The sequence below is a fragment of the Burkholderia sp. HI4860 genome, from assembly GCF_002223045.2.
Taxonomy (GTDB): domain Bacteria; phylum Pseudomonadota; class Gammaproteobacteria; order Burkholderiales; family Burkholderiaceae; genus Burkholderia.
Map to the genome: position 1 here is coordinate 2,470,689 of NZ_NKFO02000001.1, position 17,087 is coordinate 2,487,775.

Below are 17,087 nucleotides of genomic sequence, written 5' to 3' on the forward strand. Positions count from 1 at the left end.
GACGAACTGCGCAACCTGATCGATGTGAAGGAGTGGACGATGACGGACAGAACCAAGGCGGCAGGCAGCGGACAGAAGTTCATCGCGCGCAATCGGGCGCCGCGCGTGCAGATCGAGTACGACGTCGAGACCTACGGCGCGGAACGCAAGGTGCAGTTGCCGTTCGTGATGGGCGTGATTTCCGACCTGGCGGGCAAGCGTGCCGAGCCGTTGCCGGACTTACCGGAGCGCAAGTTCCTCGAGATCGATGTCGACAACTTCGACGAGCGGATGAAATCGGTCGCGCCGCGCGTCGCGTTCCAGGTGCCCAACACGCTGACCGGCGAAGGGATGCTCAACGTCGACATGACGTTCGAGCAGATCGACGATTTCTCGCCGGCCGCGATCGCGCGCAACGTCGACGCGCTGCGCCGGCTGCTGGAGGCGCGCACCGAGCTGTCGAACCTGCTGTCGTACATGGACGGCAAGCACGGCGCCGAGCAGCTGATCGAGCGCGCGATCAACGATCCCGACCTGCTGAAGACGCTCGTGCGCAACCCGCACGAGCCCGCGCAGGGCGGCGACGCGACCCAACCGGAGGCCCGCGATGAATGATCCCGTCCAATCCCGTGCGGACACGCGCGACGCCGCGCAACCGGCCGTCGCGCACGACGAATTCGCCGCGCTGCTGCAAAAGGAATTCAAGCCGAAGACGGCCGAGGCGCGCGAGTCGGTCGAGCGCGCGGTGCGCACGCTCGCGCAGCAGGCGCTCGAACACACGGTCGGCATGACAACCGATGCATACGGCAGCGTGAAGCAGATCATCGCTGAGATCGACCGCAAGCTGTCCGAGCAGATCAACCAGATCCTGCATCACAACGAGTTCCAGACGCTCGAAGGCGCGTGGCGTGGGCTGCATTACCTCGTCACGCACACCGAGACCGACGAGCTGCTGAAGATCAAGGCGCTGCCGGCGTCGCGCAACGAGGTCGCGCGGGTGCTGAAGCGCTACAAGGGCGTCGCGTGGGACCAGAGCCCGCTGTTCCGCAAGATCTACGAGGAGGAATACGGGCAATTCGGCGGCGAGCCGTTCGGCTGCCTGGTCGGCGATTTCCATTTCAACCACAGCCCGCCGGACGTCGAGATGCTCGGCGAGCTGTCGAAGATCGCGGCGGCCGCGCACGCGCCGTTCATCGCCGGTGCGTCGCCGGAGCTGATGCAGATGGATTCGTGGCAGGAGCTGTCGAACCCGCGCGACCTGACGAAGATCTTCCAGAACACCGAATACGCGGCGTGGCGCAGCCTGCGGCAGTCGGAGGATTCGCGCTACATCGGCCTCGCGATGCCGCGCTTTCTCGCGCGGCTGCCGTACGGCGCGCGCACCAACCCCGTCGACGAATTCGACTTCGAGGAAGACACCGACGCCGCGAACCACGACCGCTACACGTGGGCGAATTCGGCGTATGCGATGGCCGCGAACATCAACCGCTCGTTCAAGCAGTTCGGCTGGTGTTCGTCGATCCGCGGCGTCGAATCGGGCGGGGCGGTCGAAGGGCTGCCAAGCCACACGTTCCCGACCGACGACGGCGGCGTCGACCAGAAATGCCCGACCGAGATCGCGATCAGCGACCGCCGCGAGGCCGAGCTCGCGAAGAACGGCTTCATGCCGTTCGTACACCGGAAGAACTCGGATTTCGCGGCGTTCATCGGCGCGCAGTCGCTGTACCAGCCGGCCGAGTACCACGATCCCGACGCGACCGCGAACGCGCGGCTGTCCGGCCGCCTGCCGTACCTGTTCGCGTGCTGCCGCTTCGCGCATTACCTGAAGTGCATCGTGCGCGACAAGATCGGCTCGTTCCGCGAACGCGACGACATGGAGCGCTGGCTGAACGACTGGATCATGAACTACGTCGACGGCGACCCCATCAACTCGTCGCAGGAAACCAAGGCGCGCAAGCCGCTCGCGGCCGCGCAGGTGGTGGTCGAGGAGGTCGAGGACAACCCCGGCTACTACACGTCGAAATTCTTCCTGCGGCCGCACTACCAGCTCGAAGGGCTCACCGTGTCGCTGCGGCTCATCTCGCGGCTGCCGACCGCGAAGGCGGCCAACGAGTGAGGGCAGCGCAAGCAACGATCGGCATTCAACGCGGCATTCATCCTGACATCGCACTGAAACGGAGACGGCAATGGGCGTGGCAATGTTTATGAAGGTGGACGGCGTGACCGGCGAATCGGCGGACGCGCAGCACAAAGGCTGGACCGACATCCAGTCGTTCACGTGGGGCGCGAGCCAGCCGGGCGCGATGGCGAGCGGCAGCGGCGGCAACGCGGGCAAGGCGAGCTTCAACGATCTCGTCGTCGCCGCGTACATGGACAAGGGCGCGCCCGCGATCATCAAGAACTGCGCGAACGGCAAGCATCTGTCGTCGGTCGAGATCTCCGCGTGCAAGACGGGCGGCACGCAGGTCGAGTTCATGCGCGTGACGCTGCAGGAGGTGCTCGTCACGTCCGCGCAGGTCGCGGGCATCGATCCGGGCGACGTCGCCGACCGGCTGATGATGCATTACGGCTTCCAGGCCGCGAAGGTGAAGAAGCAGTACTGGCAGCAGAACGACAACGGCGGCAAGGGCGCGGAGGTGACCGTCGGCTGGAACATCAAGGAAAACACCGAGATGTGACGGCGCGGAGATGACGATGGACGACCCGCGAACCCGCGATGGCCGCGACGGCCGGGAAGGCAGCCTGCGCGACCGGCTCCAGCCCGCGCTGCTCGACCGGCTCACCGACGACACGCCGCAGCGCGCCGCCGAAGCGCCCGGCGCGCAGTGGATCGGCACCGAACGCCTGCGTGCGGCCGTGCTGCGCGATCTCGCGTGGCTGCTCAACACGCGCAACGCCGAGGACGGCTTCGTCGACTGGTCGGCGTTCGCGCACGCGCAGGCGTCGGTGCTCAACTACGGGATGCGGCCGCTCGTGGGCAAGCCGATGTCGGGCGTCGAGCGGATGTCGGTCGAGGCGTCGATCCGCGACGCGATCCTCCGCTTCGAGCCGCGCATCGCGCCCGACAGCGTCGACGTGCGCAGCGTGATCGACGCGGCCGGCGGCCGGGCCGGCGAACGGCGCCACAACGTGCTGCTGTTCGAGATTCGCGGCACGCTGTGGTCGATCCCGCATCCGCTCGAATTCGTGCTGCGCTCCGACCTCGATCTCGAGACGGGCGCGATGTCGCTGCAATCGTTGGCGGGGGCCTGACGCGATGGATACGCGCCTGCTCGACTACTACAACCGCGAACTCGCGTACCTGCGCGAGCTCGGCGGCGAATTCGCGCAGCAGTTCCCGAAAGTGGCCGCGCGGCTGCGGCTCAACGAATCGGGGCCGCCCGACCCGTACGTCGAACGGCTGCTCGAAGGCTTCAGCTTCCTCACCGCGCGCGTGCAGCTCAAGATGGACGCCGAGTTTCCGCGTTTCACGCAGGCGCTGCTCGATGCCGTGTATCCCGGCTATATCGCGCCGCTGCCGTCGATGGCGATCGTACGGTTCGCGCCGCTGCTGAACGAAGGCAGCCTGGCGCAAGGCTGGCGGCTGCCGGCCGGCACCGCGCTGCGCGCACGTCCGGCCGCGTCCGAGCAGACCGCGTGCGAATTCCGCACCGCGCACGACCTGACGCTGTGGCCGCTCGAACTGACCGATGCGACCGTCACCGGCGCGCCGTCGTGGCTGCCGCGCGGCGCGTTCGCCGCGCGGCAGGACGTGCGCGGCGCGCTGCGCATCCGGTTGGAGGCGCGCGGCGGCGCCAAACTTTCCCAGTTGCCGCTCGACCGGCTGACGTTTCATCTCGCCGGCCCCGAACGCGACGCGCTGCACCTGCTCGAACTGATCGCCGCGCATGCGCTCGGCGTCGTGTGCCACGATCCGGCGCAGCCGCCGCGCTGGCTGCATACGCTCGAAGCCGACGCGATCGTCCATGAAGGCTTCGATCCCGCACAGGCGATCCTGCCCGACGACGGCCGCAGCTTCCACGGCTACCGGCTGCTGCGCGAGTATTTCGCGTTTCCGGCGCGTTTCCTGTTTTTCAGCATCAGCGGGCTGCGCGCCGCGCTCGCGCGCGCGACCGGCGACGCGTTCGAACTGACCGTGCTGTTCGATCGCCACGATGCGGCGCTCGAGGCGGCCGTCAGCGCGAAACACCTCGCGCTGAACTGCACGCCGGCCGTGAACCTGTTCGCGCGCCGCGCCGACCGCATTCCGCTGCAGCCGGGCGCGCGCGAGCACCATGTCGTCGTCGATCGCAGCCGGCCGCTCGACTATGAGGTCTATGCGGTGCAGCGGCTCGCGAGCGAGCAGCGTGACGACGGCCAGTCACGCGAATTCCGGCCGTTTCACGCGTCGTTCGCGAGCGACGACGGCAACCATGGCGCGTACTACACGGTGCGGCGCGAACCGCGGCTGGTGTCCTCTCAGGCACGCGCGAACGGCACGCGCACCGGCTACGTCGGCAGCGAGACCTACGTGTCGCTCGTCGACAGCCAGTGCGCGCCGTACGACGAAACGATGCGCTACCTGGCGGCCGACACGCTGTGCACGAACCGCGATCTCGTGCTGCTGCAGCCACCGGGCGACGCGAACACGTTCACGCTGCGCGTGTCGGCTCCGGTCGAAAGCATCGTCGCGATCCGCGGCCCGTCGCGGCCTCGGCCGCCGATCGCCGATGCGCAAACCGCGTGGCGGCTGATCCGCCATCTCGGGCTCGCCCGGCACACGCTGACCGATCTCGACGACGACGAGGGCGCGCATGCGCTGCGCGAACTGCTCGGCCTGCATGCCGACCCGGCCGATGCCGCGATGCGCCGGCAGATCGACGGCGTGCTGCGCGTGGCGTTCTCGCCGGTGTTCCGCCGGCTGCCGGCGTCCGGCCCGCTGATGTTCGGGCGCGGCGTGCAGGTCGACGTGACCGTCGACGATCATGCGTTCTCCGGTGACAGCCCATTCCTGCTCGGCGCGGTGCTCGAACAGTTCTTCGCGCGCCACGTGTCGATCAACGCGTTTGCCGAATGCGTGCTGACCAGTGCGCAGCGCGGCACGCTCGCGCACTGGCCGGCGCGCATCGGCAGGCGGCCCGCGATATGAAGCGCGATATGTCTCCGGCCGCCGAAGCCGCACGCCGCGATGCGTGGTGGGCACGCCTGCGCGCCGCGCCGCACGGCTACGACCTGTTCCAGGCGCTGCGCTGGCTCGATGCGCTGTCGCCCGGCCGCGCGCCGCTCGGCCATGCGACGCGGCCGCGTGACGAGCCGGTGCGGCTCGGGCAGCAGCCGTCGCTCGCGTTTGCGGCGTCGATGCTGGCCGGCGTGAGCGACGAGGGCAGCGGCATGCCGCCGCGCATCGCGATCCACGGGTTCGGGCTGTTCGGCCCGAACGGGCCGCTGCCGACGCACCTGACCGAATACGCGCACGAACGCGCGGCGCAGCACGACGACCCGACGTTCGCCGCGTTCGCCGACCTGTTCCATCACCGTCTGATCCTGCTGTTCTACCGCGCCTGGGCCGATGCGCAGCCGACGGTGAGCCTCGATCGCCCGGAACGTGCACGGTTCGACGGTTATGTCGCGAGCCTGATCGGGCGGGCGGCACACGGCGACAAGCCCGTCACGAAAGCCGCCACTCACGCCGACGCCGACACGCTCGCGCCGCACGCGCGCTATTTCCACGCGGGCCATCTCGTGCGGCACACACGCAACCCGGAAGGGCTCGTGCAGATCCTGCGCCGGCATTTCGGTGTCGAGGCGCGCATCGTCGAGCACGTGCCGCAGTGGGTCGCGATAGAACGTTCGCAGCGCTGCACGATCCGCGCGACGCGGCCGACGTTGCGGGTCGGCGCCGTCGCGCTCGGCGTCGCGGTGCGCGATGCGCAGTCGCGCTTCCGGATCGTGCTCGGCCCGCTGTCGCTCGACGCGTACCGCCGTTTCCTGCCGGGCGGCCCGCATGCGCGGCAGCTCGCGCAATGGGTGCGCGAATACGTCGGCATCGAGTTCGACTGGGACGTGCAGCTCGAACTGGCGGCCGACGCGGTGCCGGCGATCGCGCTCGGCGCGCCGCAGGGCATCGGCCGCACTGCGTGGCTCGGGCAACGGCTCGACCCCGGCCCCGCGCGCGACCTCGTCGTCCGCTACGACGTGCGGCGCGGCGGCGCCCCCCTTCATCGCGAAACCGCCTAAACGGGAACCGTCATGTCCGATATCGGCCGCGCCAACCTGTTCGGAAAGCTGAATCCGTTCCTCTACGAGACGCTCGAGCAGGCGACCGGCTTCTGCCGGCTGCGCGGCAATCCGTACGTCGAGCTCGCACACTGGTTCAAGCAGATGCTGCAACGGCCCGACGGCGACCTGCAGCGCGTGCTGCGCCACTTCGGCGTGGACGACGCCGCGCTCGACCGCGGGCTCGTTACCGCGCTCGACAAGTTGCCGCGCGGCGCGGGCTCGGTGTCGGATCTGTCCGTGCACATCGACGACGCGGTCGAACGCGCGTGGGTCTACGCGACGCTGAAGTACGACGCGACGCGCATTCGCGGCGCGGTGCTGCTGCTCGCGATCCTGAAGACACCGCAGTTGCGCAACGTGCTGCTGGCGATCGCGCGCGAATTCGAGCGCATCGTGCCGGACGTGCTCGCCGACGAACTCGCGTCGATCGTCGAAGGCTCGCCGGAGGCGCCACCAGCCGGGCAGGCGGCGCCGGGCGGCGACATGACGATGCGCGGCGCGACCGCCGCCTCCGACGGCTCGGCGCTCGCGCGTTTCGCTGTCGACCTGACCGCCCACGCACGGGCCGGCGAGATCGATCCGGTGATCGGGCGCGATCCGGAGATCCGCCAGATCGTCGATATCCTGCTGCGACGCCGGCAGAACAACCCGCTGCTGGTCGGCGAGGCCGGCGTCGGCAAGACGGCGGTCGCGGAAGGCTTCGCGCTGCGGATTGCCGCCGGCGACGTGCCGCCGTCGCTGCAGGACGTCGCGCTGTACCTGCTCGACATCGGGCTGCTGCAGGCCGGCGCGAGCGTGAAGGGTGAATTCGAGAGCCGGCTGCGCGGCGTGATCGACGAAGCGATGTCGTCCGAGCGGCCGGCGATCCTGTTCATCGACGAAGTCCACACGCTCGTCGGCGCGGGCGGGGCCGCCGGCACCGGCGACGCCGCGAACCTGCTGAAGCCCGCGCTCGCCCGCGGCCTGCTGCGCACGATCGGCGCGACCACGTGGTCCGAGTACAAGCAGTACATCGAGAAGGACCCGGCGCTGACGCGACGCTTCCAGCTCGTGCACGTCCACGAACCGGAGGAAGCGGCCGCGCTGACGATGCTGCGCGGCCTCGCCGGGAAGCTCGAGAGCCACCACCGCGTGCTCGTGCTCGACGATGCGCTGGAGGCCGCCGTCACGCTGTCGCACCGCTACATTCCCGCCCGCCAGTTGCCGGACAAGGCGATCAGCCTGCTCGATACGGCCTGTGCGCGCGTCGCCGTCAGCCAGCACGCGGTGCCCGCGCCGATCGAAGACGCGCGCCGCCGAATCGACAGCCTGCGCGTCGAACAGGAGCGGATCGGACGCGAATGCGCGCTCGGCACCGGTGATACCGCGCGGCGCGATGCGATCGAGCACGACATTGCCGTCGCCCGGACCGAACTCGACCGGCTCGACACCCGCTGGCAAACCGAACGCGACGCCTTGACCGCGATCGTCGATGCCCGTGCGCTGCTGCTCGACGACGATCCGTCCCACGCACTCGATGCGGATGCACGGGCTGCGGCGCAAGCGCGTCTCTCGGTTGCCCAGCAAGCGCTGGCCGACCTGCAGGGCGATGCGCCGCTCGTGCTGCCCGCCGTCGACCCGCACGCGGTCGCCGCCGTCGTGGCCGACTGGACCGGCATTCCGCTCGGCCGCATGGTGCGCGACGAAACGCAGGCCGTGCTGAAGCTCGCCGATACGCTCGGCGAGCGCGTCGTCGGCCAGCAGCACGCGGTCGAGCTGATTGCCGAGCGCATCCAGACCGCGCGCGCCAAGCTCGACGATCCGAAGAAACCGCATGGCGTGTTCCTGCTGTGCGGCCCATCCGGCGTCGGCAAGACCGAGACCGCGCTCGCGCTCGCCGACACACTGTACGGCGGCGAACACAACGCGATCACGATCAACATGAGCGAATTCCAGGAGGCGCATACGGTGTCGACACTGAAGGGCGCGCCGCCCGGCTACGTCGGCTACGGGCAGGGCGGGGTGCTCACCGAAGCCGTACGCCGCCGCCCGTACAGCGTCGTGCTGCTCGACGAGATCGAGAAGGCGCACCGCGACGTGCACGAGATTTTCTTCCAGGTATTCGACAAGGGCTGGATGGAAGACGGCGAGGGGCGCGACATCGATTTCCGCCACACCGTGATCCTGCTGACGTCGAACGTCGGCGCCGATCGCGTAATGCAGCTGTGCCGCGATCCGGAGCGCCTGCCCGACGTGCAGACGCTCGCCGATGCGCTGCGCGCGCCGCTGCTCGACGTGTTTCCCGCCGCGCTGCTCGGCCGGTTGACCGTCGTGCCGTACTACCCGCTCACCGACGCGACGCTCGCGCGAATCGTCGCCTTGCAATTGCGGCGGATCGCGCAGCGGATCGACGCGCACCACGGCATCCGGCTGCGCTGCACCGATGCGGCGAACGCGCTGGTCGTCGAGCGTTGCCGGACGATCGAATCCGGCGGCCGGATGGTCGACGCGATCCTCACGCACACCGTGATGCCGCGCATCGGCCGCGCGATCCTGCAGGCCACGCTCGAGGGCCGCACGCTGTCGTCGATCGAGCTGAGCGCCGCCGACGGCGAATTCACGTACCGGTTCGACGAGGAGGAAACGACTTGAATCGCGTATTCACACTCGACAGCCCGCACGGCGACGGCCTCAAGTTCCATACGCTCGACGGCAGCGATGAACTCGGCCGCCTGTTCGAATACCGGATCGAGGCGCTCGCCGACAGTCACAGCCTGTCGCTGAAGGACCTGCTCGGCAAGCCCGTGACGGTGCGGATCGAACAGCAGGACCTGTCGACCCGCTACCTGAACGGGATCGTTGCGCGCGCATCGCTGTCCGGCCGGCGCGCCGAGCGCTACTACGGCTACGAACTGATCGTGCGCCCGTGGCTGTGGCTCGCGACGCGCCGCTCCGATTGCCGGATCTTCCAGAACAAGACCGTGCCCGAGATCGTGCAGGAGGTGCTGTCGACGTACGGTTTTCCGATCGAGAACCACCTCGCCGAATCGTATGTGCCGCGCGACTATTGCGTGCAGTACAACGAGACCGATGCCGCGTTCGTGTCGCGGCTGATGGAGTTCGAGGGGATCTACTTCTGGTTCCGGCATGCGGAGGACACGCATACGCTGATGCTCGGCGACGCGATGTCGTCGCATACCGTGCTGCCCGGCTACGAGACGATTCCGTACATCGCGCGCGACCGCACCGCGATCGCCGACGAGGAGCACATCGACGGCTGGCTGCCCGCGCAGGCGGTGAGCGTCGGCCGGCACCAGACCACCGACTACGACTATACGAAGCCGCGGGCCGATCTTTCGTCGCAGAAAGTCGATCCGCGTGGGCACGATCACGACGGTTTTGCTTCGTTCGAGTGGCCGGGGGGTTATCGCGACGATGCACCCGGTGCGCATTACAGCCGCGTGCGGCTCGAGGAACAGCAGGCGGAACATGAGCGGGCGAACGCCGATACCGACGTGCGGGGTGTCGCGCCCGGTTATCTGTTCACGCTCGAACATTGCCCGCGTGCGGACCAGAACCGCGAGTACCTGATCGTGCGGTGCCAGTACCGGTTTCAGGAGAACGCGTATGCGAGCGACCAGGGTGCGGAGGCTGTCGTCCATCAGACGATGATGCTCGTGCAGCCGACGAGCCTGCCTTACCGGTCGCCGCGCGAGACGCCGCGGCCGCGCACCAACGGGCCGCAGACGGCCACCGTCGTCGGGCCGCCGGGAGAGGAAATCTGGACCGACCAGTATGGGCGCGTGAAGCTGCAGTTCCGCTGGGATCGGTACGGGCAAAGCAACCAGGATTCGTCGTGCTGGGTGCGGGTGTCGAGTCCGTGGGCCGGGGGCGGGTTCGGGGGCGTGCAGATTCCGCGGGTGGGCGATGAGGTGGTGGTCGATTTTCTCAATGGCGATCCCGATGAGCCGATCGTCACCGGGCGGGTTTTCAACGGGGAGAAGATGCCGCCGTGGGGGTTGCCCGGAAGTGCGACGCAGAGCGGGCTGTTGTCGCGGTCGTCGCCGGGTGGAACGACCGACCACGCCAATGCATTCCGGTTCGAGGACAAGAAGGGCGCCGAGCAACTGTGGATGCATGCCGAGCGGAATTTCGATGCGGAGACGGAGCTCGATCATTCGCTTTCCGTCGGGAACAACCATACGCATACGGTCGGGAACGACGAAACGATGCAGGTGAAGAACAACCGGCAGAGGAGTGTGGGGCAGAACGAAACGGTGAATATCGGGCAGAACCGGGTCGCGCAGATTGGGGCGAATGAGACGCATGGCGTTGTCGGCAACCGGACGCGGACGGTCGGGCAGAACGAAACGGTGACGATCGCCGCGAATCGCGACGCGACCATCGGTGGCGTGCATACCGAGACGGTCGCCAAAGCCAAGACCGAAACGATCGGCGAGGGCAAGACGTTGAGCGTCGCGCAGCTTTATCACACGACGTCTCAGGACATGAAGACGCAGGTCGCGTCCACGCATACCGAGGAAATCGGCACGCGAACGTCGACGATCGCGAACGCCCATACGCACACGGTCGGCGGCGAACACACCGTCAACGTCGGTGCGAGCCATACGACGAACGTGCAGCATCAGGTGACCGTCAACGCCGGCGACCAGCTTTCGCTCGTCTGCGGGATGTCCAGCATCGTGATGAAGCGCGACGGCACGATCACGATCCAGGGCGTCAACGTCGCATCGACCGGCTCCGAAAGCCACAGCGTGCGCGGAACGACGGTGACGTCGTCGGCCACGGGCGAGCACACGGTCGAAGGCACCGTCCTGAAACTGAACCCGTGACGGAGGTCCACACGAATGCAGCAGAACTGGCAGCCGACCAATCCGGTAGAGCGCAGGTTCATGGATGCGCATACGGACTGGATGCGTTTCGCGAAAGACAAAGCCGCGCGGTTGATGGTGTGGCACACGAACGAAACGGATTCACCGCTTGTGCGGTTGTATTTTCAGGCGCAGGAAGACACGTCGTGTGCGGTTCGAACCATGCGCACGGCGTTCGTGGCCGAAGCGCAGTATGCACAGGCGCTGGCCGACGAGCTGATCGCCTTCTACGATAGCCGCCGGGATGCTTCCGACGCAGCGGGGATCCGGGCCGACTGGCAGCCGCCGTTTTTCGACGGTGCCGATCCGGTGCATTACCTGCTTACCGTGGCCGCCAGCCTGATCGAACATCATCCGGAGGTGTTTCCTGCGCTGGTATTCGTGCTTGCGCCGTCCCGGACGGATGACGAACCCGCATGGATGCGGTGGATGGATGGCCTGCTGTCGACCCTCGCTGCGACCCCGCGGCTCGGTGAACGCGTGCGCTTCGTCGTGCCGCGCACGGATATTGGACAGGTCGCACCACTGGTTCAGCGTCACCCGAAGCTCGTCAGCATCGTCCATGGCCGGTATTCGATGGCGAGCGTGCCGCGCGAACTGCTCGCGGAATCGGGCGAACGCGGATCGAGCGGCGAATTCCGGCGACTGTTCATCACGATGAGCGAGACGGTCAAAGACGGCAATCCCACCCGCCTGGAAGAACTCCGCGCGGCGGCGCTGAAGGTGGCCGAGCGTGAGAAGTGGTTCGACCAGTGCGTCGTCGTGCATCTGATTGCCGGTGCCGCGTATCTGAAATGGTGCGATCGCGAGCGTGCCGTCGATGCGTATCGGCAAGCAGCAGAAAGCGGCACGCATGCGGTGAACGCCGGACATCCGGCCGGCTGGAAGCTCGTCGCCAACGGATTGTTCGGCGAGGCGAGCGTGCATCTGATGGTGAAGGATCATGCGCGCGCCGCTTACTGCTACGAGCGGGCGGCCGCGTCGACGGCCGCCGCGCAGGATGCGTTGATGACCGTCGAAGCGTGGCGCATGAGCGCCGTATGCTGGGAGCGGGCAGGGGAGCGCGAGCACGCGCTGGAAGCCGGCTTCAATGCACTTGATGCGGGCTTGACGCTGGACGACGCGACACGCCTGAACAGCAACCTGCAGCTCGTCGTCGAGTGGATGGTGTCGCAGGTCGGGGCGTTCGACCGGCGTCGCGCCGAACTCCGCGAGAAAGTCGCCGCCTTGCGCGGCGGCCGCTGAACGGAGACGCCCATGGGATTGCCCGCGGTCAAACATCTCGATCCGGTCGTCGGTGTCGACCTGCATTCGGTATTGGTGGCGCCGAGTCCGACACCGGTATTCCTGCCGCATCCCCATGTCGGGTTCATGCTTGACCTGCGCGAATATGTGAACGCTGCATTGGGCGTCATTGGTGCGATCGCCTTCACGATCATCGAGGAAAAGGCGGTTGAATATCTTGAAGACCATCCGGACGACGCGAAGAAGCTCGAGGACACAGCCCATGCCGTTTCCGGCGAGCTTCAGAAACTGGCGAAGGATCCCACTGTTGCCCAAGCGTTGAAGGGGGCAAAGACTGCGGGCGATATCGCAAACGCGGTGGGGGCGGGCGTCGGGATGGGCAGCATCGCGGGTCGGCCGATCTTCGTGAACGGGATGCTGCGGGCGACCGCGGGTACGCATGCATTCCATGCGCCAGCGCTGCATTTTCCGCTCGGCGAATCGTTCGCGCCACCCGATCCGGACCCGTCGAACGACGCGGAAGCTTACATGGGCAGCAAGACCGTGCTCGCGAACAACGACCCGCTGGCGTTCCTGGCGCTGCCGGCGATGAGTTGCTGGGCGGTCGGGCTGGAGCCGCCGACGCACAACGGCGCGCATACGAAGCGCGAGCATCTGTCTCTGCCGACGTCGTTCATGCTGCCGATTCCGACCGGACGCCCCGTGCTGGTGGGCGGGCCGCCCATCGTCAACATGGTGGCGCTGGCGAAGGGATTGTTCAAGGCGTTTCGCGGATCGGAATGGGCGAGGGCGCTGGCGGACAAGCTGCATTTGAAGCCGGGGTTCTTGCGATGCAAGGTGCTGGGCGCCGATCCGGTGGACCTGACCACTGGAGAGGTCGTCATGCAGCAGCTCGATTTCACTATCGCGGGACGCCTGCCGCTCGTCTGGGACCGCCATTACTCCAGTCACGATAGGGGGTGCGGTACGGTGGGCTGGGGCTGGCAAACCCCTGCCGATATCCGGGTCGAGTTGATGCAGCACGCCGGCACGGTGGGGGTAGCGGCCTATTTCCCCGATCAAGCGACGGCCTTTGAGGTCGTGCCCGCTGATGCAGGCTGGCCCGCTCGGGTGTACGACGGGCGAAATGGTCATGTGCTCTATCGCAGAAGCCGCCTGCTGGTACTTCGCACGCGCATTGGCGTCGAGTATGAATTCACGTTGCCGGCACACTGGCAACATGGAATGGCGACACTCGCGGAAGGTGCTTCGTTCGCGCTGCCGGTCGACCGGATGACGGATCTCAACGGCAATGCATGGGTATTCGAGCGCAGATCGGACGGCACCCTGGCGCGGCTGACCGAGTGGAAGGGCGAAGAAGCAAGCGGGCGCGTGATCGAGTGTGAGGCCGAGGCGGGCGGCCAGGTCCGCGGTCCGGACCTGCTTGCCGCGCTGACGCTGGTCGATGCCGACGGCCACGTTCATCGGCTCGTCAGCTATGAGCACGACGACGACGGGAACCTGACAGCCGCGATCGATGCCATGAACCAGCCGCATCGATTCGCCTATGCCGACGGGCATCGGATGATACGGCACACGAACGCCAGTGGGATGTCCTTTCACTATAGCCATCGATGGCATGACGATGAGTCATGGCGAGTCGAGCATGCATGGGGAGACGAGGGCCTCTTCGATTACCACTTCGTCTACGATCTCGTGCATCGCGAAACCCGGATGACCAATTCTCTGGGACACACGACGATCCTGCAGACGAACGAACGCCGCATGCCGGTCTCTCGAGTCGATCCCCTTGGCCGTGTGTCGAGCTACCAATACGACGTGCATGGACGCACCAGCTCGGAAACCAACCCCGCCGGGGGCCGTACTGTCTGGGAGTACGACGCGCGCGGCAATCTGCTTGCCAAGACGTTGCCGGACAAGAGCGTCGTGCGTGTCGAGTACGACTCCGACTGTCAGCCGCTGTGCGTGACGGCGTCCGGCGGGCGAACATGGCGCTACGCGTGGGATGAACGCGGCAACCTGCGGCGGCAAACGACGCCTTCTCAAGCCAGCATGCATTACGAGTACGATCAGCATGGTCAGCTCGTGGCGCGTACGGCATCCGACGGCGCGGTGACGCGCTTCAGCTACGACCGCGACGGCAATACTGAAACCGTAACCGATGCGCTTGGTCACCAGACCCTGTACACGCACGATGCACGATCCAATGTCATGCAGATCATCAGTGCATTGGGCGATCGGAGTCGCTACGAATACGATCGAAACGGCAACCTGACTCGAGTGATCGAGCCGACCGGGCGGGAGATCTTTTGCACCTACGATGCCAATGGCAATTTGACACGCTGCCTCGACGCGAACAGCTTCGTCACACGACTTGAATATTCGGCGCTGGGGCGAATCAGCAAACGGCTGACACCGGACGGAGCCGTGGTTGAATATCGCTACGACACCGAAGGGCAACTCGTTGGTGTGCTCGACGAGTGCGGCAAACTGTATCGACTCGTGCGTGATGCGCTGGGGAGAATTATCGAGGAAATCGATTACTGGGGACAATCGCACCGCTACGAATACGGAGTGATCGATGAGTTACGACACAGCACCGATCCGCTGGGACAGACCATCGATTACGAAACGGACGCGCTTGGTCGCATCTTGAAGAAGCACGTGCTGGATCCAAGGCGCCCCGATGGAATCCATACCGAGAAATATTCGTATGATGATGCCGGTAACCTGATCGTCGCGGAAAATCCGGATATGCGGATCGAGTTTCGATACGACGCCGTGGGCCGTATCGTCGAGGAAAAGCAGGGCGACTGCTTCGTGATTGCGAATACCTATGACGGGGTAGGCAATCGTATCGAACGTCGAAGCCGTTTCCAGGGGGATGCAGCAACGATCGCGCATACCGTCCGCTTTGCCTATGACGCTCTTGGCGCAGTCAGTGCGATCCAGATTGACGACGCCGCGCCGATGACGCTCACACGTGACGCACATGGGCGGATTCAGGTCGAACATCTTGACGCCGAGTTGCGACACGAGTTGTCGTATACGTCGGACGGGCGGCTCGCCAAACAAAAACTGCTGAACGACACGGGTGCGTTGTTCGCGAGTGAATATCTTTATGACGCCAATGGCCAACTGATCGAGAAGCGTGACTCGCGACTTGGCGTTGAGCGCTATCAATACGATCCGGTGGGCAGGTTGACCGGACATCTCGATCCAACCGGCAAGTTGCATCGATTCCTGTCCGATCCGACCGGCGACCGATTGAAAACGCGCATCCTCAAGGAAAAACGGATCGATGTGTTCGACCACGAATCACCGGACGACACATGGATTCGGGAAGGCAGACTCGACGACTGTTACTACGCATTCGACATGGCCGGGCGTCTATTGCTGAGACGGGATCCGCAACAGGATCTAAGGCTACGGTGGAGCAACGACGGACTGTTGATCGAGACGTTAGTGGCGAACTCGGTCAATGGCACGTCGAGCATTCGCACATGCTACGTATATGACGCGTTTCATCGTCGCGTGAAGAAGGACACCTGGGTACAGCACGTACCTGGCGCACACCTAGGCTCCACCTCTCCTTGCTCGACGTTGTCACGTACCAGTTATTTCTTCTGGGAGGGCGACGTGCTCGTAGCCGAGGTCTCGACAAGCGTTCAGGAAACCAACGAATCCGTGTCACAGATCATGTCGGTTCCGCACCCATGCGAAGCAAAGGAGTGGATCTACTATCCAGGAACGGCTCAGCCGCTGGCGGGAATTCGTCTCGGCATTGCCGCGACGACGAAACACCTACCGCTCGATCCAGTGCCCGTCGCCGAGCAGACTCCCGCTGAATTGCATTTCTTTTCGACCGATCCCAATGGAGCACCAACAAGAGTCGTCAATAATGTCGGACAGGTCGTCTGGGAAATGAGCCATCTTTCGGTAGAGGAGAGCACCGGCAACGGAATTCCAGTCGGGTTCGATCAGCCACTTCGTTTCCAGGGACAGTATCGCGATACGGAAACGGGGCTTCACTACAACAGGTTCCGCTATTTTGATCCCGCGATGGGCTGCTTCATCACACCGGATCCAATCGGGCTTGCCGGAGGGATCAATGTGTTTGCGTATGCACCTAACCCTCTAAACTGGGCGGACCCGCTGGGACTGACTCCGCATGTGCTGCAGGCGTGGATCGAACGTGGTGACAGGGTGCTTACTTCGCATATGTGGCAAGTCCAGAGCGGTGGGCTTACCCGGGAACAAGCCGGCCCGTGGGGGCTACGCTCACACACGGAGCCGGGCTACCTGGAACTGCACGACATCAGAATGGCGGTGCAGGAAGGAGACACCATCAGAATGGTAGGCACACTCGACCCATGCGAGCCTGGTTGTCGTCCCTATCTACGAGATATCGTATTCCGGGATCAAGTGACCGTCATCTATGACGCGACGGATACCAATTTGCGATGGACTTTCCGGCCAGCGCGCTTTGGCGAATTCGGCAGACGTCGCGCTGATGTTGTCGTAGAGGTGGAAAACCTGATCACCCACGAAACGACAACGCGGCGCCACTGGCTAAGTAACGCACTTAAATGGACGAGTGCGGGTTGCTGATGACGGGACTCAGTCAGCGCTTTGGAAAAGACCGTCGTTTGCCGTCCGCTCGGTGCGGTTCATATTTTACATAACGTGAATTATCGTCGGATTTGGTTGTAGCAGCCATATCCTAATGTCGTG

The 17,087-nt window shown here is 65.5% G+C and carries 10 protein-coding genes; all 10 read left to right on the forward strand.

Annotated elements, in window-relative coordinates; genetic code table 11:
* The first annotated feature begins 39 nt into the window (after nucleotides 1-39).
* The 10 genes from tssB (at nucleotide 40) to CFB34_RS11060 (ending at nucleotide 16,964) form a co-directional block, all read left to right on the forward strand.
* Nucleotides 40-594 carry a type VI secretion system contractile sheath small subunit gene (gene tssB / locus CFB34_RS11015; RefSeq protein ID WP_011355191.1) on the forward strand — a complete coding sequence of 185 codons (555 nt, stop codon included), beginning with the start codon at nucleotides 40-42 and terminating at the stop codon, nucleotides 592-594.
* Entirely contained in the window at nucleotides 587-2,095 is a 1,509-nt protein-coding gene (tssC, locus tag CFB34_RS11020) for a type VI secretion system contractile sheath large subunit (RefSeq protein WP_089442466.1), read from the forward strand. Before tssB ends, tssC begins: the two co-directional genes overlap by 8 nt.
* A 70-nt stretch (nucleotides 2,096-2,165) precedes the next feature.
* Nucleotides 2,166-2,657, forward strand: coding sequence for a type VI secretion system tube protein Hcp (locus tag CFB34_RS11025; RefSeq protein ID WP_027791618.1), 492 nt, complete (start codon nucleotides 2,166-2,168; stop codon nucleotides 2,655-2,657).
* A 16-nt stretch (nucleotides 2,658-2,673) separates the two neighbouring features.
* A complete protein-coding gene (gene tssE, locus CFB34_RS11030) occupies nucleotides 2,674-3,231 on the forward strand; it encodes a type VI secretion system baseplate subunit TssE (RefSeq protein ID WP_089442743.1) in 558 nt (185 codons plus the stop codon).
* A gap of 4 nt (nucleotides 3,232-3,235) precedes the next feature.
* The gene (gene tssF / locus CFB34_RS11035) at nucleotides 3,236-5,107 is read left to right on the forward strand and encodes a type VI secretion system baseplate subunit TssF (protein WP_089442465.1); all 1,872 of its coding nucleotides are present in this window, start codon (nucleotides 3,236-3,238) and stop codon (nucleotides 5,105-5,107) included.
* Nucleotides 5,104-6,195, forward strand: coding sequence for a type VI secretion system baseplate subunit TssG (gene tssG / locus CFB34_RS11040; protein WP_089442742.1), 1,092 nt, complete (start codon nucleotides 5,104-5,106; stop codon nucleotides 6,193-6,195). The genes tssF and tssG overlap by 4 nt, the downstream gene beginning before the upstream one ends.
* Before the next feature lie 12 nt (nucleotides 6,196-6,207).
* The gene (gene tssH / locus CFB34_RS11045; protein ID WP_089442464.1) at nucleotides 6,208-8,868 is read left to right on the forward strand and encodes a type VI secretion system ATPase TssH; all 2,661 of its coding nucleotides are present in this window, start codon (nucleotides 6,208-6,210) and stop codon (nucleotides 8,866-8,868) included.
* Nucleotides 8,865-11,069 carry a type VI secretion system tip protein VgrG gene (gene tssI / locus CFB34_RS11050; RefSeq protein ID WP_089442463.1) on the forward strand — a complete coding sequence of 735 codons (2,205 nt, stop codon included), beginning with the start codon at nucleotides 8,865-8,867 and terminating at the stop codon, nucleotides 11,067-11,069. The genes tssH and tssI overlap by 4 nt, the downstream gene beginning before the upstream one ends.
* 15 nt (nucleotides 11,070-11,084) lie before the next feature.
* Nucleotides 11,085-12,353: a hypothetical protein gene (locus CFB34_RS11055; protein ID WP_089442462.1), complete on the forward strand. Its 1,269-nt coding sequence runs from the start codon at nucleotides 11,085-11,087 to the stop codon at nucleotides 12,351-12,353.
* A 12-nt stretch (nucleotides 12,354-12,365) separates the two neighbouring features.
* Entirely contained in the window at nucleotides 12,366-16,964 is a 4,599-nt protein-coding gene (locus tag CFB34_RS11060) for an RHS repeat-associated core domain-containing protein (protein WP_089442461.1), read from the forward strand.
* The last annotated feature ends 123 nt before the right edge of the window (nucleotides 16,965-17,087 follow it).